The 18,912-nt window shown below is 69.3% G+C and carries 22 protein-coding genes and 1 pseudogene; 13 read left to right on the forward strand and 10 right to left on the reverse strand.

What is annotated here, in order from left to right; all coding sequences use genetic code 11:
* Positions 1–11: 11 nt before the first annotated feature.
* Positions 12–473: a MerR family transcriptional regulator gene (locus INQ48_12715; GenBank protein QRF60020.1), complete on the reverse strand. Its 462-nt coding sequence runs from the start codon at positions 471–473 to the stop codon at positions 12–14.
* 80 nt (positions 474–553) lie between these two features.
* Here INQ48_12715 and INQ48_12720 point away from each other — a divergent pair, with 80 nt between their 5' ends.
* Positions 554–1,750: a PLP-dependent transferase gene (locus INQ48_12720; GenBank protein ID QRF60021.1), complete on the forward strand. Its 1,197-nt coding sequence runs from the start codon at positions 554–556 to the stop codon at positions 1,748–1,750.
* Between the two features lie 84 nt (positions 1,751–1,834).
* The gene (locus INQ48_12725; GenBank protein QRF60022.1) at positions 1,835–2,038 is read left to right on the forward strand and encodes a hypothetical protein; all 204 of its coding nucleotides are present in this window, start codon (positions 1,835–1,837) and stop codon (positions 2,036–2,038) included.
* A gap of 115 nt (positions 2,039–2,153) precedes the next feature.
* On the opposite strand, the gene INQ48_12730 is transcribed toward INQ48_12725, so the two are convergent.
* A complete protein-coding gene (locus INQ48_12730) occupies positions 2,154–2,741 on the reverse strand; it encodes an arylesterase (protein ID QRF60023.1) in 588 nt (195 codons plus the stop codon).
* Between the two features lie 81 nt (positions 2,742–2,822).
* Between INQ48_12730 and INQ48_12735 the strand changes: the two genes are divergently transcribed.
* The 4 genes from INQ48_12735 to rlmB are packed head-to-tail and all read left to right on the forward strand — an operon-like array spanning position 2,823 to position 5,819.
* A complete protein-coding gene (locus INQ48_12735; protein ID QRF60024.1) occupies positions 2,823–3,533 on the forward strand; it encodes an ATP-binding cassette domain-containing protein in 711 nt (236 codons plus the stop codon).
* Positions 3,534–3,573: 40 nt separating this feature from the next.
* The gene (locus INQ48_12740; protein QRF60025.1) at positions 3,574–4,047 is read left to right on the forward strand and encodes a ribosomal protein L7/L12; all 474 of its coding nucleotides are present in this window, start codon (positions 3,574–3,576) and stop codon (positions 4,045–4,047) included.
* A gap of 5 nt (positions 4,048–4,052) precedes the next feature.
* Positions 4,053–5,036, forward strand: a complete 984-nt coding sequence (locus INQ48_12745) for a hypothetical protein (protein QRF60026.1) — start codon at positions 4,053–4,055, stop codon at positions 5,034–5,036.
* Positions 5,037–5,072: 36 nt separating this feature from the next.
* Positions 5,073–5,819, forward strand: a complete 747-nt coding sequence (gene rlmB / locus INQ48_12750) for a 23S rRNA (guanosine(2251)-2'-O)-methyltransferase RlmB (protein QRF60027.1) — start codon at positions 5,073–5,075, stop codon at positions 5,817–5,819.
* A gap of 16 nt (positions 5,820–5,835) precedes the next feature.
* On the opposite strand, the gene INQ48_12755 is transcribed toward rlmB, so the two are convergent.
* Entirely contained in the window at positions 5,836–6,009 is a 174-nt protein-coding gene (locus tag INQ48_12755) for a hypothetical protein (protein ID QRF60028.1), read from the reverse strand.
* A gap of 92 nt (positions 6,010–6,101) precedes the next feature.
* Entirely contained in the window at positions 6,102–6,710 is a 609-nt protein-coding gene (locus INQ48_12760) for a helix-turn-helix domain-containing protein (protein QRF60029.1), read from the reverse strand.
* A gap of 55 nt (positions 6,711–6,765) precedes the next feature.
* Between INQ48_12760 and INQ48_12765 the strand changes: the two genes are divergently transcribed.
* The gene (locus INQ48_12765) at positions 6,766–7,287 is read left to right on the forward strand and encodes an N-acetyltransferase (protein QRF60030.1); all 522 of its coding nucleotides are present in this window, start codon (positions 6,766–6,768) and stop codon (positions 7,285–7,287) included.
* Positions 7,288–7,290: 3 nt separating this feature from the next.
* On the opposite strand, the gene INQ48_12770 is transcribed toward INQ48_12765, so the two are convergent.
* The 4 genes from INQ48_12770 to INQ48_12785 are packed head-to-tail and all read right to left on the reverse strand — an operon-like array spanning position 7,291 to position 9,997.
* Positions 7,291–7,767 (reverse strand): DUF3237 domain-containing protein, encoded by a 477-nt coding sequence (locus INQ48_12770; GenBank protein ID QRF60031.1) that lies wholly within the window; start codon positions 7,765–7,767, stop codon positions 7,291–7,293.
* Positions 7,768–7,777: 10 nt separating this feature from the next.
* A complete protein-coding gene (locus INQ48_12775) occupies positions 7,778–8,752 on the reverse strand; it encodes an aldo/keto reductase (GenBank protein QRF60032.1) in 975 nt (324 codons plus the stop codon).
* A gap of 52 nt (positions 8,753–8,804) precedes the next feature.
* A complete protein-coding gene (locus tag INQ48_12780) occupies positions 8,805–9,404 on the reverse strand; it encodes a chromate transporter (GenBank protein QRF60033.1) in 600 nt (199 codons plus the stop codon).
* Positions 9,401–9,997: a chromate transporter gene (locus INQ48_12785; protein QRF60034.1), complete on the reverse strand. Its 597-nt coding sequence runs from the start codon at positions 9,995–9,997 to the stop codon at positions 9,401–9,403. The genes INQ48_12780 and INQ48_12785 overlap by 4 nt, the downstream gene beginning before the upstream one ends.
* Positions 9,998–10,084: 87 nt before the next feature.
* On the opposite strand from INQ48_12785, the pseudogene INQ48_12790 reads away from it, so the two are divergent.
* Positions 10,085–10,933, forward strand: a pseudogene (locus INQ48_12790) (YihY/virulence factor BrkB family protein).
* Between the two features lie 78 nt (positions 10,934–11,011).
* Here INQ48_12790 and INQ48_12795 read toward each other — a convergent pair.
* Complete coding sequence (locus INQ48_12795) at positions 11,012–11,584, reverse strand: DUF924 family protein (protein QRF60035.1); 573 nt, start codon at positions 11,582–11,584, stop codon at positions 11,012–11,014.
* A 141-nt stretch (positions 11,585–11,725) separates the two neighbouring features.
* Between INQ48_12795 and INQ48_12800 the strand changes: the two genes are divergently transcribed.
* From INQ48_12800 to INQ48_12815, 4 genes are all read left to right on the forward strand, one after another.
* Positions 11,726–12,175 (forward strand): CHRD domain-containing protein, encoded by a 450-nt coding sequence (locus INQ48_12800; protein ID QRF60036.1) that lies wholly within the window; start codon positions 11,726–11,728, stop codon positions 12,173–12,175.
* A gap of 212 nt (positions 12,176–12,387) precedes the next feature.
* The gene (locus INQ48_12805; protein ID QRF60714.1) at positions 12,388–13,518 is read left to right on the forward strand and encodes a patatin-like phospholipase family protein; all 1,131 of its coding nucleotides are present in this window, start codon (positions 12,388–12,390) and stop codon (positions 13,516–13,518) included.
* A gap of 90 nt (positions 13,519–13,608) precedes the next feature.
* Positions 13,609–14,385 carry an acetoacetate decarboxylase gene (locus INQ48_12810; protein ID QRF60037.1) on the forward strand — a complete coding sequence of 259 codons (777 nt, stop codon included), beginning with the start codon at positions 13,609–13,611 and terminating at the stop codon, positions 14,383–14,385.
* Positions 14,386–14,399: 14 nt separating this feature from the next.
* A complete protein-coding gene (locus INQ48_12815; GenBank protein ID QRF60038.1) occupies positions 14,400–15,182 on the forward strand; it encodes a 3-hydroxybutyrate dehydrogenase in 783 nt (260 codons plus the stop codon).
* 129 nt (positions 15,183–15,311) lie between these two features.
* Here INQ48_12815 and INQ48_12820 read toward each other — a convergent pair whose 3' ends face one another.
* The gene (locus INQ48_12820; protein ID QRF60039.1) at positions 15,312–16,256 is read right to left on the reverse strand and encodes a bifunctional helix-turn-helix transcriptional regulator/GNAT family N-acetyltransferase; all 945 of its coding nucleotides are present in this window, start codon (positions 16,254–16,256) and stop codon (positions 15,312–15,314) included.
* A gap of 219 nt (positions 16,257–16,475) precedes the next feature.
* Here INQ48_12820 and INQ48_12825 point away from each other — a divergent pair, with 219 nt between their 5' ends.
* Entirely contained in the window at positions 16,476–18,890 is a 2,415-nt protein-coding gene (locus INQ48_12825; protein ID QRF60040.1) for a YgiQ family radical SAM protein, read from the forward strand.
* Positions 18,891–18,912 lie beyond the last annotated feature (22 nt).

The following is an 18,912-nucleotide window of genomic DNA, read 5'->3' on the forward strand; positions in this document are numbered from 1 at the left end:
TTCCTGTGTCTTCAGTTCTTCTTCGGAACGTCGGCGGCGGGGCCGTCGACGGGGGAGGGGGCGCTGGCCGCCGCGAAGGCCGCCATCACGCCCTGGATGAAACCGCGCACCTGCTCCGGCGACAGCCCGGCCCGGCCGGGTTCGATCACCACCTCGACGCCGTCGGCCACCGTCAGGTGGCTGCGCACCTCCACCGAGCCGGCCATGCGCGGGCGCGCCGGCACCGGCGCCTCCTGGCCCTGCAGCAGCTCGCGGATGCGCTCGAGCGAGACGCCGGCCGCCGTCCACTTCCTGATCAGCAGCAGCTGCTCGAGGTGGCGCGCGCCATAGCGCGCCGCGCGGGTCTCGCCCTCGGGCCGGTCGACGATGCCGATCTGCACGTAGTAGCGCACCGTGCGCGGCGGCAGGTCGGCCAGCACGCACAGGTCCGCGAGCGCATAGGAGGCCGCCGGGGAGGGTGGGTTCGATTTCATACACTTTATTTAAACACAAGAACTGTTTTTATAAAAGCACACGAAAGCCCGGCCCCTGGGGGCGCGCTAGCATCGACCGCATGAGCAAGCCTTCCACGACCCTGATCCACCACCCCTACGTGCCGCCCGCCACCTTCGACGCGCCCCAGCCCGGCGTCTACAAGGCCTCGACCGTGTTCTTCGCCGACGTGGCCGCGATGCGCGCGCGCGACTGGAAGACCAAGGCCGGCTACACCTACGGCCTGCACGGCACGCCCACCACCTTCACGCTCGAGGAGCGCCTGGCCACCCTCGAGGGCGGCACCGAATGCCTGCTGGTGCCCAGCGGCCTCGCGGCGATCTCGCTCGTGGCCTTCGCCTTCCTCAAGACCGGCGACGAGGTGCTGATCCCCGACAACGCCTACGGCCCCAACAAGGCGCTGGCCACCGGCGAGCTCGCCAACTTCGGCATCGCGTACCGCCTGTACGACGCCATGAACCCCGAGGACCTCGCGGCCAAGATCTCGCCGCGCACGAAGCTGGTGTGGCTCGAGGCCGCGGGCTCGGTGACGATGGAGTTCCCGGACCTGCCCGCGCTCGCGGCCGCCTGCCGCGCGCGCGGCGTGCTCAGCGCGCTCGACAACACCTGGGGCGCGGGCCTGGCCTTCGCGCCCTTCGACTTCAACGCCAGCGGGCAGGGCGTCGACATCTCGGTGCATGCGCTGACCAAGTACCCGAGCGGCGGCGGCGACGTGCTCATGGGCAGCGTGGTCACGCGCGACGAGCGGCTGCACCGCGCGCTCAAGCTCACCCACATGCGCATCGGCTTCGGCGTGGGCGTGGGCGATGTCGAGACGCTGCTGCGCTCGCTGCCGAGCATCGGGCTGCGCTATGCGGCGCACGACCGCGCGGCGCGCGAGCTCGCGCGCTGGCTCACCGACCGCGACGAGGTCGCCCAGGTGCTGCATCCGGCGATCGAGAGCTCGCCCGGTCACCGCCACTGGCGCGCGCTGTGCGGCGAGGTCGACCTCGCGGCGGGCCTGTTCTCGATCGTCTTCGACGAGCGCTACGGCACCGAGCAGGTCGACCGCTTCTGCGACAGCCTGCAGCTGTTCCGCCTCGGCTATTCGTGGGGCGGGCCGATCAGCCTGGTGGTGCCCTACGACATCGGCCTGATGCGCGACCCCGACGTCGCGCCCTGGCCCTACAAGGGCACGCTGGTGCGCTTCTCGATCGGCCTGGAGGACGTGGACGATCTGCGCGCCGACCTGCAGCAGGCGCTCGCGCGGATGGCCTGACCGGCCCGCGCCGGAGGCGCTCCGGTTATCGCTTACAGTACCCCGACGCGCAGTCGTCGACTGCTTCGCCTGAAGGAGAGATCAGTGGCAACACCGAATTACGGTTACGAGAAGCGGCAGAAAGAGCTGGCTCGCAAGAAGAAGAAGGAAGAAAAGCTCCGCGAAAAGGCGAACCGCAAGCTTTCCCCGAGCAGCGACGGCCTCGCGCCGGGCGATCCGGAAGACGACGTGGCCTCGCTCGAACGCGATCCGCCGACCGTGCCGGAGCTGCCGACCAAGAACGGTTGAACGCTGTCCCGCCCGGAACCTTTTCCGTTCTCGATGACGAAGCCGCTGGGGGCCTGTCGGTCCCGCAGCGGCTTTTTGTTGGCGCGCGATCGGCGCAGGGCCCGGCCCTTCGGCCCTACTTGGCGGCGAGCAGCTTGCGCAGTTCGGGCCAGACGTTGTCGAGCAGTTGCGGCTGCGCCGCTGCGGTCGGATGGATGCGGTCGGCCTGGAACAGCGACATCGCATTCGGCGCGTCGGCCACGCCCTTGAGCAGGAAGGGCACCAGCGCGGACTTGGTGGTGGACGCCACCTTGGCGAACACCGCCTCGAAGCGCCGCGTGTAGTCGCCGCCGTAATTGGGCGGCACCTGGATGCCCACGATCAGCACCTTGGCGCCCGCGGCCTGCGCGGACTGCGTGATCTGCAGCAGGTTGGCCTCGGTGTCGGCGAGCGGCAGGCCGCGCAGCGCATCGTTGGCGCCGAGCTCGAGCACCAGGTGGCTGGGCTTGTGCTGCGCGAGCAGCGCCGCGAAGCGCGCGCGTCCGCCCGAGCTGGTGTCGCCGCTGATGCTGGCGTTGACCACGGTGGCGTCGAGCTTCTGCTGCGCGAGGCGCTTCTCGAGCAGCGGCACCCAGCCTTCGCCGCGCTTGAGGCCGTACTCGGCGCTCAGCGAATCGCCGAGCACCAGGATCACCGGCTTGCGCGCGGCGGCGCCCTGCGCCATCGCCCCACGCCATGGCCCGGAACTGCCGAGCGCGGCAGTGGTCAAGATAAAGTCACGTCGATTCAAAACCAAAGCCTTTCCATGTCCCAACCCCCGTCCAATGCGATTGTCGCCGTCGAGCATGTGTTCAAGTCCGTCACCGACTCGACCGGTACCCTGGACATTCTGCAGGACATCGATTTCACCCTCGGGGCCCGGGAAACCGCGGCCATCGTGGGTGCGTCGGGGTCGGGCAAGAGCACCTTGCTGTCGATCGTCGCCGGGCTCGACACGCCCACGCGCGGCACGGTGAAGCTGGCCGGCGACGACATCTTCGCCATCGACGAGGATGACCGGGCCGCCTTGCGCGCGCAGCGCGTGGGCTTCGTGTTCCAGAGCTTCCAGCTGCTGGGCAACCTCAGCGCCCTCGAGAACGTGATGCTGCCGCTGGAGCTGGCCAACCGCAAGGATGCCCGCAAGGCCGCGACCGAGATGCTGGGCCGCGTCGGCCTGGGCCAGCGGCTCAACCACTATCCCAAGGTGCTGTCGGGCGGCGAGCAGCAGCGCGTGGCGCTGGCGCGGGCCTTCGTGGTGCAGCCGGCCTTGCTGCTGGCCGACGAGCCCACGGGCAGCCTCGACTTCGCCACCGGCGAGCAGGTGATGCGGCTGATGTTCGACCTCAACCGCGAACTCGGCACCACGCTCGTGCTGGTGACGCACGACCGCGGCATCGCGGCCCAGTGCGAGCGCCGCATCATGATCGAGGCCGGCCGCGTGATCCTCAACGAGAAGAACGCCGACGCGGCAGTCTGAGGGCTTCGGGTACAACCGGACCTGCAGGAGGAGATTCAAGATGCAGGACGAGCTACCCCCCGATGCCCGACTCGCGCTGCAGCGCGGCAACCTGATCGAGGCCATCAAGATCGTGCGCGACCGCACCGGCCTCGGCCTCAAGGAGTCCAAGGAACTGGTCGAGCGGCATGCCAACGCGGTGGAGGGCGAACCCGCGCCCGAGACTGATGAATGGAACCGGCTTTTGAGCGGCGGTGCGCAGGGCCTGCCGGCCGAGGCGATCGCGGCGCTGGCGCAGGGCCGCAAGGTCGAGGCGGTGAAGATCGTGCGCGAGGCCACCGGCCTCGGCCTGGCCGAATCGCTGAAGCGGGTCGACGAGCACATGCATGGCGAGCAGGGCCAGTCGGTGCCGCATGGCGCCTTCGACCCGATGGCCGAGCCCGGCCGCGTGCCTTCGGGCGGCGGCGTCAAGTGGCTGGCGATCGTGCTGGTGGTCGCTGTGGCGGCCGCGGTCTTCTTCTTCGTCAGCGCCTGAGCCTGATGATCGTTCCGCAGTTCTGGGCCGAAGGCCGCATCCAGGAACGCATCGACGGCCGCCAGCTCACGGTGCGCCGTTTCGGCTGGTCCGACGACAGCCCCGTGGCCGCGCAGGCCCACGCCGACCAGCGCACGCGCGAGGCCTTCGAGCGCATCGCCGGCGGCGAGAAGCTCGAGCGCCGCGAACGCAAGGTGGCCTACAACGGCGCCGACGGCATGCCGATCCGCGAGGAGATCGTCGAGCGCCACGGCGAGGACATCGTCACGCGCAACGGCTATGGCGCGCGCTGCCTCAACACGCCCGACGTGCTGTTCGTCGATGTCGACTTCGAGAATGCCCAGCGCGGCAATGCGCGCGGGCTCACCGTCATCGGCGCCGCGCTCATCGGCGCGCTGGTCGCGGGCTATGCCACCAAGTCGTGGCCGCTGGCCGTGGCGGCCGCCGTGCTGGTGGCGGGCTTCGGCTTCTGGCGCGTGCGCGCCGAGGGCCTGCGCCTGGCCGAACCCCAGGGCGATCCACTGGCGGCGGTGCGCGCGCGCATCGAGCGCTTCATCCACCAGCATCCCGATTGGCACCTGCGGCTCTACCGCACCCCCGCGGGACTGCGCGCGCTCGCCATGCACGACGTGTTCGCGCCTTCCGATGCCGCGGTCGCCGACGTCTTCCAGACGCTGGGCGCCGACAATGTCTATGCGCGCATGTGCCGCAACCAGAACTGCTTTCGCGCGCGCGTGAGCGCCAAGCCCTGGCGCATCGGCATCGGCGATCCGATGCGGCCGCGCCCCGGCGTCTGGCCCGTGGCGCCCGAGCGGCTCGCGCAGCGCGAGGCCTGGGTGGCGCGCTACGAGCAGATGGCCGACCGCTTCTCGGCCTGCGAGTACCTCGAGAGCGTGGGCGACGCGCAGCGCGTGCATCCGCGCGCGCTCGCGGTGCAGCAGCTGCACGACGAACTGGCGCAGGCGCGCGCCGGCCTGCCGCTGGCCTGAAGCCGGGCAAGGGCGGGCTCCCTCGATAATCGGCGCATGTCTTCTCCCAAAGTGATCTTCGGCTTCCATGCCGTGGGCGTGCGCATCAAGACCGCGCCCAAGTCCGTGCTCGAGGTGCTGTTCGACGCCAGCCGGCGCGATGCGCGCATGAAACAGTTCATGGCGCGGGCCCAGGATGCCGGCGTGCGGCTGGTCGAGGCCGACGGCGCGCGGCTCGCCAAGCTCAGCGGCAGCCACGGCCACCAGGGCGTGGTGGCGCGCGTGGAGCCGGCCGCTCAGATCCATTCGCTCGACGAACTGCTCGAGGGCCTGGAGGAGGCCGGCACCGTGCCGCTCTTGCTGGTGCTCGACGGCGTGACCGATCCGCACAACCTCGGCGCCTGCCTGCGTGTGGCCGACGGGGCCGGTGCCCATGCGGTGATCGCGCCCAAGGACCATGCGGCCGGCATCAACGCCACCGTGGCCAAGGTCGCGAGCGGCGCGGCCGAGACGGTGCCCTATTTCATGGTGACCAACCTCGCGCGCACGCTCAACGAGCTTAAGGAGCGCAGCATCTGGTGCGTGGGCACCAGCGACGACGCGCCCGGCACCATCTACCAGAGCGACTTCAAGCGCCCGCTGGCGTTGGTGCTCGGTGCCGAGGGCGAGGGCATGCGCCAGCTCACGCGCAAGACCTGCGACGAGCTGGTCAGCATCCCGATGGCGGGCGCGGTCGAGAGCCTCAACGTCTCGGTCGCCAGCGGTGTGTGCCTCTACGAGGCGATGCGTCAGCGCGGCGCCTGAACGCCGCGCCGCGGCCTTACTGCGACGGGTCCTTGCCGCGGGTGCGGCCGACCGCGCTGAAGATGCCGATGCCCAGCAGGATCAGCGAGCCGATGCCGATGTAGAGCGTCGGCACGCCGGCCACCGAGGCGCCCCAGATCAGGCCGGCCATGAAGATCAGAAAACCGATCATGTAGAGCGCGAACGACATGCGTGTTCCTCCGAAGCTGTGATGTCTCGCAGTATCTGGAGCGCGCGGGCCGCCCGCACCGGCCGGTGCCGCCAGCGGCTGTGGGAGCGGGCCTACTGGGGACGCAGGTCCTGGTCGGCCACCAGCAGGTAGCGGCAGCCGCCGTCGCCCAGCGCCTCGAACCCCAGCGCGCGGTCGACCCCGAAATCCAGGCAGTCGCCGCTCGCGAGCCGGAAGCGCTCCTCGCCGTAGTCGACCTGCAGTTGGCCCTCGAGCAGCCACAGGCATTGGCGGTAGGGCTTGCCGCTCCAGCGCGGATAGGCGACCCGCGCCGCGCGCGGCAGCTCGACCTCGACCAGCTCGATGCCGCCGGCCGCGCCGCGCTCGAGCACCTGCCGGCGCAGGTAGCCCGCGCCCGGGTCGCGCCACACCGCCTGCGCGGCGCGGGGACGCAGCCGTTGCGTGTCGCGGCCTTCGTCCTGCGTCAGCAACTGCGCCAGCGGCACGCCCAGCCCCGCGGCCAGCCGCCCCAGCAGCACGGCCGTGGGGCTGCTCTGCGCACGCTCGACCTTGGAGATCATCGCCTTGCTCACGCCCGAGCGCTCGGCCAGTTCCGCGAGGCTCAGACCCTGCGCCTGCCGCAGCGCCAGCAGCCGCCGGGCGATCAGCGCATCGATGGGCTCGGCCGGTTCCGTGGCGGAAGAGGATGCATCGTTTCTCATAAGAGACTATTATTCTCCTATAGTGAACAACCGCGCAATGCCGCAAAGGAGCCCCATGCGCCTGATCCCCTGCACCGAGGAAGCCCACGCCGGCACCATCCTCGCGATCCTCAACGACGCCATCGTCACCTCGACCGCGCTTTACGACTACAAGCCGCGCACGCCCGAGCAAATGGCCGGCTGGTTCGCCACCAAGCGCGCCAACGGCTTCCCGGTGATCGGCGCGGTGGACGATGACGGCCGCCTCATGGGCTTCGCGAGCTACGGCACGTTCCGCGCCTTCCCGGCCTACAAGTACACGGTCGAGCACTCGGTGTACGTCGATGCCGCCGACCGCGGCAAGGGCCTGGGCCGCACGCTGCTCGAAGCGATCGTGGCCGAGGCGCAGGCGCGCGAGGTGCACGTGCTGGTCGGCGCCATCGACGCCCAGAACGCCGGCAGCATCGCGCTGCACGAGCGCCTGGGCTTCGAGCACGCGGGCACGGTGCGGCAGGCGGGCTTCAAGTTCGGCCGCTGGCTCGACGTGGCCTTCTACCAGCGCATCCTGGCCACGCCCGCCGAGCCGGTCGACGGTTAAGCGCTAGTTCACGGCCCAGAAGCGCATCACCACCTCGGCCGGCCGGCGCACGCCGGCGCCGAGGAACAGCCGTTCGGCGATCCAGGCCAGCGCGGGCGAGGCGGTCTCGAAATGCGGCGTGCAGCGGAAATACACCTGCGCCGGATCGACCGGCTCGCCGCGCAGCAGCCGCGCCATGGTCTCGCGCGAGGCGCTGCGGATCGCATGGTTCTGCACGTAGACGAGGTCGCCGGCATCGGTCTCGAGGCCATAGCGCGCATCGAGCACCGAGAGGGTCTCGCCCACGATCAGTTGAAAGTCGCTGCCGCCCGGCAGCACGCGCGCGGTCCAGCCATGGCCCCGCGCCTGGCCGCCGGTGATCGGCACCACGCGGCGCAGGCCGCCCGGCCCCTGGCCCAGCACCTGGGGTTGGCCGACCTCCACGCGCAGGTCGGCGAAGTGCTCGAGCGAAGGCGTCGCGATGGCTTCGAAGTCGCTCATCGCCGCGTCCTCAGGCGGCCGCCTTGCCTTCTTCCTCGCTCGCGCGGTCGAGCATCGCGATCGTGCCCGCGTCGAGCTTGAGCTGGGTGGCGGTCACCAGTTCGTCGAGCTGGGCGATCGAGGTCGCGCTCGCGATCGGCGCGGTCACCGAGGGCCGCGCGATCTGCCACGCGATCGCCACCTGGCCCGGCTTCGCGTTGTACTGCTGGGCTACCTTGTCGAGCGCCTCGAGGATGCGCAGCCCGCGCGGGTTGAGGTACTTCTTGGTGGTGCTGGCGCCACGCGCGCTCTTGGCCGCGTCGGCCTCGGTGCGGTACTTGCCGGTGAGGAAGCCGGCGGCCAGCGCATAGAAGTTGATCACGCCGACCTCGCGCTTCAGGCACAGCGGCTCGAGGTCGTCCTCGAACACGGCGCGGTCGTAGAGGTTGTACAGCGGCTGCAGGCTCTCGTAGCGCGCGATGCCCAGGCGCTCGGAGACGTCGAGCGCCTCGGCCAGCCGCGGCGCCGTGAAGTTCGAGGCGCCGATGGCGCGCACCTTGCCGGCCTTCACGAGGTCGTCGAAGGCGCCCAGCGTGTCCTCGAGCGGCGTGTTGGCGTCGTCGTCGTGCGACTGGTAGAGATCGATGTAGTCGGTCTGCAGGCGCTTGAGCGAGGCCTCGACCGCCTCGCGGATGTAGGCCGGCGAGAGCCCGACCTTGCCTTCGCCCATCGGCTTGCCGAGCTTGGTGGCCAGCACCACGCGGCTGCGTTTGCCGCTCTGCTTGAGCCACTTGCCGATGATGGTCTCGGACTCGCCGCCGCTGTGGCCCGGCACCCAGTACGAGTAGACGTCGGCGGTGTCGACGAAGTTGAAGCCGGCGTCGAGCCACGCATCGAGCAGCTTGAACGAGGCGGCCTCGTCGACGGTCCAGCCGAACACGTTGCCGCCGAAGGCGAGCGGGGACACCTGGAGGCCGGAGCGGCCGAGGGGGCGAAGTTGCGACATGGGAAAGCTCCTGAGGAAGGAAGAAGAGGGTGGACGAAGAAGGGGGCGAAGTTCAGACGAAACCGATGGCGCCGAGCGCCGCGCCGGCGCCCAGCAGCCACAGCAGGTGGATGCGCGTGCGCCAGACGATGAGCGCGGCCACGCCGGTCAGCAGCCACAGGTGCCAGGCCGGTGCGTTGCCCACGTGGTTGCCGGCGGCCAGTACCCAGCCGGTGGCGATCAACAGGCCCACCACCACGGGCGCCATGCCCTGCTTGAAGGCGCGCACGCCGCGGCGGGTGCGGTTGCGGTGGCCCCAGCGGGTGGCGAAGTAGGTCAGGGTGGTGCTCGGCAGCATGATGCCGACCATGGTCACGGCCAGCCCGAACAGGCCGAGCAGCCAGGCCGAGGGCCCGGCGCCGATGCCGCCGCCCGCGTTGAGGCCGACGTTCCAGCCCATCAGTCCGACGAACAGCACGTTGGGCCCGGGCGCGGCCTGCGCGATGGCAACCGAGGAGGTGAACTGCGCGTCGGTGAGCCAGCCGTGCTGCGCCACCAGGTAGCGGTGCATGTCGGGCACGGTGGTGATGGCGCCGCTGATCGAGAGCATCGACAGCAGCATGTAGTGGCCGAACAGCGCGAGCCAGTCGTGCCAGTGCATAACGATGTTCATGGCTCGATCCTCTTCCAGGTCCAGCCGCAGGCCACGCCGCCGAGCACCAGCAGCACCCAGCCCAGCGGGATGCGCGCCCACGCGATGGCGCCGAACACCAGCGCCACGAACACCACGCAGGTGGCGAAGCCCAGCGGATGCTTGCGCAGCTGCGGGATCAGCTTGATGCCGGTGGCCGCGATCAGCCCGCCCGATACCGCGCCCATGCCGCGCAGCGCGCCCGCGACCTGCGGGTTGCCCGCGTAGTGCGCGTAGAGCACCGCGAGCGCGAGGATCACGAACAGCGGCACCGTGAGCATGCCGGCCACCGCGGCGAGCGCGCCGCGCAGGCCGAAGTAGCGGTCGCCGATCATCAGCGCGAGGTTGATCACGTTGGGCCCCGGCATCACCTGGGCCACGGCCCAGTCCTCGAGGAACTGCTCGGGCGTGAGCCACTTCTTCTTCTCGACCATCTCGCGCTGCACGATGGCCAGCACGCCACCGAAGCCCTGCAGCGCCAGGAAGGTGAAGGACACGAAGAGGTCGCGCGGCGACTGCGGGTGCGAGGGCGTGGAGGGCGCCGCCGCGCCGGAGGCTGGGGGAGACGGTTGCATGTTTGAGCGATTATCGTAGGCAGACGGCAAGATGCCGGGTGCCGCTCCGACAGGACGGCACCGCTCACCGACAGGAGACTGTGCGCCATGTACCTGCGACCCCTCTTCGATCTCTGCCGCCGCGCCGTCGCCTCCTGGTCGAACGACTACGCCCCGAGCATGGGCGCCGCGCTCGCCTACTACACCGTGTTCTCGATCGCGCCGCTGCTGCTGATCGTGATCGCCGTCGCCGGGCTGGTGTTCGGGCAGGAGGCCGCGCGCGGCGAGATCCTCCTGCAGCTCTCGGGCCTGATGGGCGAGCAGGGCGCGGCCGCGGTGCAGAGCATGCTGCAGGCGGTCAACAAGCCGCGCGAGGGCATCGTCGCCACCCTGATCGGCATCGCGCTGCTGGTGGTCGGCGCCACCACCGTGTTCGGCGAACTGCAGGACGCGCTGGACCGCATCTGGCGCGCCCCCGCGCGCGCCAAGAGCAGCGGCATCTTCAACCTGCTGCGCGTGCGCCTGCTGTCCTTCAGCATGGTGATGGGCATCGGCTTCCTCTTGATGGTGTCGCTGGTGGCGAGCGCCGCGCTGGCCGCGCTCGGCAAGTGGTGGTCGCCGATGTTCGGCGCCTGGGAAACGCTGGCCCAGTGGGTCAACTTTGTGTTCAGCTTCGGCATGGTCACCGTGATCTTCGCGATGATCTACAAGATCATGCCGCGCACCAAGGTGCAGTGGCGCGACGTGTGGGTGGGCGCGGCGGTGACGGCGCTGCTGTTCACCGTCGGCAAGCACCTGATCGGGCTGTACATCGGCAAGAGCAGCGTGGCCTCGGGCTACGGCGCCGCGGGCTCGCTGGTGGTGGTGCTGGTGTGGGTCTACTACTCGGCGCAGATCTTCCTGCTGGGCGCCGAGTTCACCTGGGTCTATGCGCGCAGCTATGGCTCGCTCAAGCACTCCGACGTCGGCATCGGCGCCGGCAAGGACGAGCATGTGCCGGCGCGCACGCGCTCGGGCGGCGATCTCTGAACGCGCTCAGCCCTTGAAGCCGCCCTCGGCGAGGAACTGAAGCTCCTCGGGCGTGCTCGCGCGGCCCAGCATCCGGTTGCGATGCGGAAAGCGGCCGAAGCGCGCCACGATGTCCCGATGCAGCACCGCGAAGCGATGGGTGTTGGCATCGAGCGCGCTGCAGTGCACGACCGAGCGCTCCTGCTCGGCCAGCACCTCGGAATGCATGAAGGGCATGTAGAAGAATGGCCGCAGCACTTCCTCGAGCTGGCGATCGAAGCCGGCGTCGACTGCATGGTGCGCGACGGCCAGCGCCTTGCCGTCGGTCGCCAGCATGTGGGCGTTGTCGCGCCAGGCATTGCGCGGCAGCTGGTCGAGCAGCACCAGCAGCGCGAGCGTGCCTTCGGCATCGTGCATCCAGCCGTCGAGCTCGCCGCGCGCGGCGGCATGGTGGACCTCGACGAAGCGATGGGCGAACTCGGCATCGAAGGCCTCGTCCTTGGCGAACCAGCGCTTGGGGCCGGCCTCGCGCCAGAACTGCACCACATCGTGCGCCGAGGGCAGGGCGGGGGAGGTTGAGGATTCGGGGGCTGAAATCATCGCGGCATTGTCTTCTTTCAATCGGCTTTCAATGGCGAGGCCGGCGCCGTGCGCACGGCGAACTCGCGGTGGTGGCCGACAAGGGATCGCGGATGCCCTGCCTATGCTGGTCCGCATTCATTCACGATCAGGAGACTTCCCATGAACCGATACGGCACCCTCTTGCGCGCCGCCCTCGTCGCCGGCGCGGCCAGCGCGGCACTGGCCGGCTGCGGCATGATGTCCAAGGCCAATGTCGCGAGCTTCAGCGGCACCATGAACGCGGCCAGCGAGGTGCCACCGAACATGACGCGCGGCAGCGGCATGGCCGAGGCCTGGCTCAACCGCGACACCAACGTCCTCAAGTACAAGATCACCTACACCGGCCTCAGCGGTCCGGCCACGGCGGCCCACTTCCATGGTCCGGCACCGGCCGGCGCCAATGCCGGCGTGGTGCTGCCGTTTTCGAACGCGGCCAGCCCGATCGAGGGCGAGGCCACGCTCACGCCGGCGCAGGCGGCCGACCTCAGCGCGGGCAAGTGGTACGCCAACGTCCACACGGCCGCCAATCCGGGTGGCGAAATCCGCGGGCAATTGCTGCCGAAGATGTGAAGCAGGTCCGCTGAACGCCGCTTCGAGTGTCCCCTGGTCAGTCGGGGGTCACGGGGCTGATGTCAAATGCCCGCATGACGACGTCCCCGAAGAAGCCCCGTTCCTCCCCTGTCTCTCCTTCCCCCCGTTCCCCGTCTTCTCCCACCCGCCGCAAGAGCCAGGCCGCTTCCGCGGCCCGCAAGCTCGAAGCCTTCGTGGCGCGGCGCGAGGACATGCGCTCCGCGCGCAAGGCCCTGGTGCTGCAGGGCGGCGGCGCGCTCGGCGCCTACCAGGCCGGCGTCTATGCGGCGCTCAGCGAGACCGAGCTGCAGCCGCACTGGATCGCGGGCGTGTCGATCGGCGCGATCAACGCCGCGCTGATCGCGGGCAATGCGCCCGAGCACCGGGTCGACCGGCTGCGCGAGTTCTGGCACCTCGTGTCCTCGGGCCCTTCGCAGCGCCTGCCGTCCTGGCTCGGCGACCGCGCCACGCAGAACCAGTGGAGCGCGACCATGGCCTCGCTGGTGGGCATTCCCGGCTTCTTCGAGCCGCGCTATTCGCCGGCCCTGCTGCTCGGCGGCGCGGCACCGCTCCTGAGCTACTACGACACCACGCCGCTGAAGGCCACGCTCGAGCGCCTGGTCGACTTCGACCGCATCAACCACTGCGAGGCGCGCTTCAGCGTGGGCGCGGTCAACGTGCGCACCGGCAACTCGGTGTATTTCGACAACACGCGCCAGCGCATCGGGCCCGAGCACATCATGGCCAGCGGCGCGCTGCCGCCGGGCTTCGCGCCGGTGCACATCGACGGCGATGACTTCTGGGACGGCGGCATCGTCTCGAACACGCCGCTGCAGTACGTGCTCGACCTGCATCCGCGCAGCGAGCCGCTGGTGGTGCTGCAGGTCGACCTGTTCAATGCGCGCGGCGAGATGCCGCGCACGCTGTCGGGCGTGATGGAGCGGCAGAAGGACATTACCTATTCGAGCCGCACGCGCATGAACACCGATGCGCTCGCGGCCAACATGAACCTGCAGCAGGCGATCGCCGACCTGATCGAGAAGCTGCCGCCGCATCTGCGTCGCGATCCCGCGGTCGAGGCGGTGCAGGCCGAGCTCACGCACCACCCGATCGACATCTTCCACCTGATCTACCGCGACAAGCCCTACGAGCTCGAGTCGAAGGACTACGAGTTCTCGCGCGCGGCGGTCGAGGAGCACTGGGAGTCGGGCGCGCGCGACATGCGCCGCGTGCTCGCGCATCCCGAGACCTTGCGCAGCGACGCCGCGGTCAACGGCGTCACCACCTTCGACCTCGGCGAGGGCGGCAGCGGCCGCGTGAAGCGGCCCGGCCTGTCACGCTGACGAGAGGAATCGCCCTCACGATTCAGCCCCGGCTAAGAAACCGGCACGAGACTGGTTGCCGGATTCAAGATGCTTCAAAGGAGGAATGTCGTGAACATTGAAGACGTGCGGCGCCAGGCTTTCGCCATGCCGCTGACCAGCCCCGCCTTTCCGCCCGGACCGTACCGCTTCATGCGGCGCGAGTTCATGGTGATCACCTACCGCACCGACCTCGACGCACTGCGCGCCGTGGTGCCCGAGCCGCTCGAGGTGGTCGAACCGCTCGTCAAGTACGAGTTCATCCGCATGCCCGACTCCACCGGCTTCGGCGACTACACCGAGTCGGGCCAGGTCATCCCGGTGCAGTTGCGCACCGCGCGCGGCCTGGAGCAGGGCGCCTACGTGCATGCGATGTACCTGAACGACCACCCGCCGATCGCCGGCGGGCGCGAGCTCTGGGGCTTTCCGAAGAAACTGGCCTCGCCGCAGTTCGACTACGAGACCGACACCATCGTCGGCACCCTCGACTACGGCAAGCTGCGCGTGGCCAAGGCCACCATGGGCTTCAAGCACCGTGCGCTCGAGCCCGGCCCGATCCTTGCAGGCATCGCGCAGCCCAACTTCCTGCTCAAGATCATTCCGCACGTGGATGGCACGCCGCGCATCTGCGAGCTGGTGCGCTACCACATGGTCGATGTCACGCTGCACGGCGCCTGGACCGGCCCGGCCTCGCTCGAGCTGCATCCGCATGCGCTCGCGCCGGTGGCCGAGCTGCCGGTGCGCAAGGTCGAATCGGCCGTGCACTACATCGCCGACATGACGCTCGCGCTCGGCACGGTCGAGCTCGACTATCTCGCTTCGCCTTCTTCGTCTTCTTCGCAACCCTAACCCAAGGAACCCACATGCAACTCAAGGACAAGGTCGCCTACATCACCGGCTCGGCCAGCGGCATCGGCAAGGAGATCGCGATCCTCTTCGCGCAGGAAGGCGCGAAGATCGTCATCGCCGACCTCAACAAGGACGCCGCCGACGCCACCGCGGCCGAGCTCAAGGCCACGGGCGCGCAGGCCATCGGCGTGGCGGTCGACGTGACCAACGAAGCGCAGGTCGACGCCTCGGTCGAGGAGGCCGCCAAGGCCTTCGGCGGCATCGACATCCTGGTGAGCAACGCCGGTATCCAGATCGTGCATCCGGTCGAGGAGTTCAGCTTCGCCGACTGGAAGAAGATGCTCGCGATCCACCTCGACGGCGCCTTTCTCACGACCAAGGCCTGCCTCAAGCACATGTATGCGCAGGGCCGCGGCGGCAGCGTGATCTACATGGGCTCGGTGCACTCGAAGGAAGCCTCGCTGCTCAAGGCCCCCTACGTGACGGCCAAGCACGGCCTGATCGGCCTCGCGAAGACGGTGGCCAAGGAAGGCGCCAAGCACGGCGTGCGCGCCAACGTCATCTGCCCGGGCTTCGTGCGCACGCCGCTGGTCGAGAAGCAGATCCCCGAGCAGGCCAAGACCCTGGGCATCAGCGAGCAGGAAGTCATCAAGAACGTGATGCTCAAGGAAACGGTGGATGGTGAATTCACCACCACCGACGACGTGGCGCGCGTGGCGCTGCTGTTCGCGGCCTTCCCGACCAATGCGCTCACCGGCCAGTCGCTGGTGGTGAGCCATGGCTGGTACATGCAGTGAGTCTTTCTCCCTCCCCCGCTGGGGGAGGGCAGGGGTGGGGGCACGGGCGCTCGCAAGGCGCCGCGGCGGTGGAAACGCCCGGTGCCCCCATCCCGACCTTCCCCCAGAGGGGGAAGGAGCAAGGCAGGATCAGAGCTTCAGCGACCAGGTCTCGCCGACCAGTTGCTGGCCGAAGCCCTCGTAGGCTTCGGTCTTCTCGAGTTCGAAGCCGCGCCTGGCGTAGATCGCACGCGCGGCCGTGAGGCAGCTGTTGGTCCACAGCACCATCTTGCGATAGCCCTTGGCGCGCGCGAAGGCGATGCATTCGTCGGTGAGCCGGCTGCCCAGGCCCAGGCCGCGCGCGGCGGGCGTGAGCAGCAGCAGCCGAAGCTGCGCGGTGGTGGCCGACTTGCGCACCACGAAGATCGCGCCCACGCGCTCGCCGTCGAGCTCGGCGATCCAGCCCTTCTCCCATTCGGGCTGGAACTTGCGGATGTACTGCGCCACGATCTCCGCGACCAGCGCCTCGAACTCGCCGTTCCAGCCGTACTCGCGCGCATAGAGCTCGCCGTGCTGCTGCACCACCCAGCCCATGTCGCCGGGCTTGGGATCGCGCAGCACCACCGTGCGCGTGGGCGCGCGCGGCGCGGCGGGGTCGAGCAGGCGCTCGATCCGTCCCATGGCCTCGACCACCTGTTCGCGCTCGCGCGGCGGCAGCGGCGCGAGCAGGGCGGCGGCTTCCTCGCGCGACTTCTGCTGCAGTGGCGCGAAGGCGGCATGGCCGGCCTCGGTCAGGGTCAGCAGGCTCTGGCGCGCGTCGCGCGGGCTCGGCGAGCGCACGATCCAGCCCTCGGTCTCGAAGCGCTTGAGGATGCGGCTCAGGTAGCCCCCGTCCAGGCCCAGTTCGCGCGCCAGATCGGTCGCGACCAGCGCGTCGCGATGCGCGAGTTCGTAGAGCACGCGCACCTCGGTCAGCGGCAGCGCGCCGCCGAGGTAGGGCTCGAGCACGCCCGCCTGACGTGTGAAGAAGCGGTTGAAACGGCGCACGGCCTTGACGGCCTCGACAGGAACGGCGGGGGATTCGGTGGACGGCATGGGCTCGACTGTGCGTCAAGTGATTGACAAAAGCAAGTAATTGACTGACTTTGGCTTTCAATAAAAGAGAGCCCAGCCTGGGCCGATGCCCCTAATCGAGACCCCGTCCCATCGCTTTCACGGGACAGGAAGGGTGGAAAACCCTAAAATCGCGGGTTACCCATCGCAGCCGCACCTCTCGTTTCCGTTCGAGGCCGCCTGCCGCACCACCCCCATTTGATGAACGCCCCCGTCGACGTCTCCTTTTTCGCGCGCGCCGCCAAGCCGCTGACCAGCTACCGCAAGTACTGGGCAGCCCGCTTCGGCACGGCGAAGTTCCTGCCGACCACGCGCCAGGAGATGGAGGCGCTCGGCTGGGACAGCTGCGACGTGGTGATCGTCACCGGCGACGCCTACGTCGACCATCCGAGCTTCGGCATGTCGGTGATCGGCCGCATGCTCGAGGCGCAGGGCTTCCGCGTGGGCATCATCGCCCAGCCCGACTGGCAGAGCGCCGAGCCCTTCAAGGCGCTCGGAAAGCCGAACCTGTTCTTCGGCGTGACCGCCGGCAACATGGATTCGATGATCAACCGCTACACCGCGGACCGCAAGATCCGCAGCGACGACGCCTACACGCCCGGCGACGTCGGCGGTTCGCGGCCCGACCGCGCGGCCATCGTCTATTCGCAGCGCTGCAAGGAAGCCTGGAACGACGTGCCGATCGTGCTCGGCGGCATCGAAGGCAGCCTGCGCCGCATCGCCCACTACGACTATTGGCAGGACAAGGTCCGCCGCTCGATCGTGGTCGACTCCAAGTGCGACCTGCTGCTCTACGGCAACGCCGAGCGCGCCATCGTCGAGATCGCGCACCGCCTCGCGGCGCGCGAACCGGTGCACCAGATCGACGACGTGCGCGGCACCGCCTACGTGCGCCGCGAAACGCCCGAGGGCTGGTTCGAGATCGATTCCACCAGCGTGGACGAGCCGGGCCGCGTCGAGGCGCACGTCAATCCCTACCTGATGGTCTCGGACCAGGCCAAGGCCAACGGCGCGAGCTGCGCGCGCGAGGACGAGGCCGAGGCGGTCGCCAAGGCGGCCGAGGTCGCCGGTTCGCCGGCCGTGGCCTCCGCGGCCGTGAACCCCGCCATCAAGCCGCTGCAGTTCGTGCCCAACCCCGCGCTGCAGGGCCGCGGCAAGACCAAGGTGCCGCCGCGCGACCGCTCGGTGATCCGCCTGCCCTCGTACGAGCAGGTGCGCGCCGACCCGGTGCTCTATGCCCACGCCAACCGCGTGCTGCACCTCGAGACCAACCCCGGCAATGCGCGCGCGCTGGTGCAGGCGCATGGCGAGGGCACGACCGCGCGCGACGTCTGGATCAACCCGCCGCCGATCCCGCTGACCACGGCCGAGATGGACCACGTGTTCGACCTGCCGTATGCGCGCAGCCCGCATCCGCGCTACGCCGACGAGAACGGCAGCCACGACGGCGCGACCAAGATCCCGGCCTGGGAGATGATCCGCTTCAGCGTGAACATCATGCGCGGCTGCTTCGGCGGCTGCACCTTCTGCTCGATCACCGAGCACGAGGGCCGCATCATCCAGAGCCGCTCGGAAGACTCGATCATCAAGGAGGTCGAGGCCATCCGCGACAGCGTGAAGGGCTTCACCGGCACCATCTCCGACCTCGGCGGCCCCACGGCCAACATGTACCGCATCGGCTGCAAGTCGCCCGAAATCGAGGCCGCCTGCCGCAAGCCCAGCTGCGTGTACCCGGGCATCTGCCAGAACCTCAACACCAACCACGATCCGCTGATCAAGATCTACCGCCGCGCGCGCGCGCTGCGCGGCATCAAGAAGATCCTGATCGGCTCGGGCCTGCGCTACGACCTCGCCGTGCAGTCGCCCGAGTACGTGAAGGAACTGGTGCAGCACCACGTGGGCGGCTACCTGAAGATCGCGCCCGAGCACACCGAGCAGGGCCCGCTCAGCAAGATGATGAAGCCCGGCATCGGCAGCTACGACAAGTTCAAGCAGATGTTCGAGAAGTATTCGGCCGAGGCGGGCAAGAAGCAGTACCTGATCCCGTACTTCATCGCCGCGCATCCGGGCACCAGCGACGAGGACATGATGAACCTCGCGATCTGGCTCAAGAAGAACGGTTTCCGCGCCGACCAGGTGCAGACCTTCTACCCGAGCCCGATGGCCACGGCCACGACCATGTACCACAGCAACCGCAACCCGCTGCGCAAGATCACGCGCGAGAGCGAGACGGTGGACATCGTGCGCGGCGAGAAGCGGCGCCGGCTGCACAAGGCCTTCCTGCGCTACCACGACGCCAACAACTGGCCGCTGCTGCGCGAGGCGCTCAAGGCCATGGGCCGCGCCGACCTGATCGGCAACGGCAAGCACCACCTGATCCCGACCTGGCAGCCGCTGACCGACGGCGGCTACACCAGCGCGCGCCGCAAGAACTCGACCAGCGCACCCGCGACGAAGACCGCCAAGGCCGCGCCGTCGGTGAAGCTGCCGATGGTCAAGCCCTCGAAGGGCCGGATCCTCACGCAGCACACCGGGCTGCCGCCGCGCGACACCGGTTCGGGCCGCCCCTCGGCCAAGCCCGCCGGCGGCAAGCCCTCGGCGCGCAAGGTGCGCTGAGGCGGCGGGCGATCCGGCTCCG

The sequence above is a fragment of the Variovorax paradoxus genome (assembly GCA_016806145.1).
Taxonomy (GTDB): domain Bacteria; phylum Pseudomonadota; class Gammaproteobacteria; order Burkholderiales; family Burkholderiaceae_C; genus Variovorax.

Coding starts and splice junctions, on each gene's coding strand:
- INQ48_12770 (QRF60031.1), bottom strand. CDS start 7,767: ATGAGCGACTTCGAAGCCATCGCGACGCCTTCGCTCGAGCACTTCGCC.
- INQ48_12815 (QRF60038.1), top strand. CDS start 14,400: ATGCAACTCAAGGACAAGGTCGCCTACATCACCGGCTCGGCCAGCGGC.
- INQ48_12800 (QRF60036.1), top strand. CDS start 11,726: ATGAACCGATACGGCACCCTCTTGCGCGCCGCCCTCGTCGCCGGCGCG.
- INQ48_12775 (QRF60032.1), bottom strand. CDS start 8,752: ATGTCGCAACTTCGCCCCCTCGGCCGCTCCGGCCTCCAGGTGTCCCCG.
- INQ48_12745 (QRF60026.1), top strand. CDS start 4,053: ATGATCGTTCCGCAGTTCTGGGCCGAAGGCCGCATCCAGGAACGCATC.
- INQ48_12780 (QRF60033.1), bottom strand. CDS start 9,404: ATGAACATCGTTATGCACTGGCACGACTGGCTCGCGCTGTTCGGCCAC.
- INQ48_12805 (QRF60714.1), top strand. CDS start 12,388: ATGCGCTCCGCGCGCAAGGCCCTGGTGCTGCAGGGCGGCGGCGCGCTC.
- INQ48_12760 (QRF60029.1), bottom strand. CDS start 6,710: ATGAGAAACGATGCATCCTCTTCCGCCACGGAACCGGCCGAGCCCATC.
- INQ48_12795 (QRF60035.1), bottom strand. CDS start 11,584: ATGATTTCAGCCCCCGAATCCTCAACCTCCCCCGCCCTGCCCTCGGCG.
- INQ48_12820 (QRF60039.1), bottom strand. CDS start 16,256: ATGCCGTCCACCGAATCCCCCGCCGTTCCTGTCGAGGCCGTCAAGGCC.
- INQ48_12785 (QRF60034.1), bottom strand. CDS start 9,997: ATGCAACCGTCTCCCCCAGCCTCCGGCGCGGCGGCGCCCTCCACGCCC.
- INQ48_12715 (QRF60020.1), bottom strand. CDS start 473: ATGAAATCGAACCCACCCTCCCCGGCGGCCTCCTATGCGCTCGCGGAC.
- INQ48_12825 (QRF60040.1), top strand. CDS start 16,476: ATGAACGCCCCCGTCGACGTCTCCTTTTTCGCGCGCGCCGCCAAGCCG.
- INQ48_12735 (QRF60024.1), top strand. CDS start 2,823: ATGTCCCAACCCCCGTCCAATGCGATTGTCGCCGTCGAGCATGTGTTC.
- rlmB (QRF60027.1), top strand. CDS start 5,073: ATGTCTTCTCCCAAAGTGATCTTCGGCTTCCATGCCGTGGGCGTGCGC.
- INQ48_12755 (QRF60028.1), bottom strand. CDS start 6,009: ATGTCGTTCGCGCTCTACATGATCGGTTTTCTGATCTTCATGGCCGGC.
- INQ48_12740 (QRF60025.1), top strand. CDS start 3,574: ATGCAGGACGAGCTACCCCCCGATGCCCGACTCGCGCTGCAGCGCGGC.
- INQ48_12765 (QRF60030.1), top strand. CDS start 6,766: ATGCGCCTGATCCCCTGCACCGAGGAAGCCCACGCCGGCACCATCCTC.
- INQ48_12730 (QRF60023.1), bottom strand. CDS start 2,741: ATGGCGCAGGGCGCCGCCGCGCGCAAGCCGGTGATCCTGGTGCTCGGC.
- INQ48_12720 (QRF60021.1), top strand. CDS start 554: ATGAGCAAGCCTTCCACGACCCTGATCCACCACCCCTACGTGCCGCCC.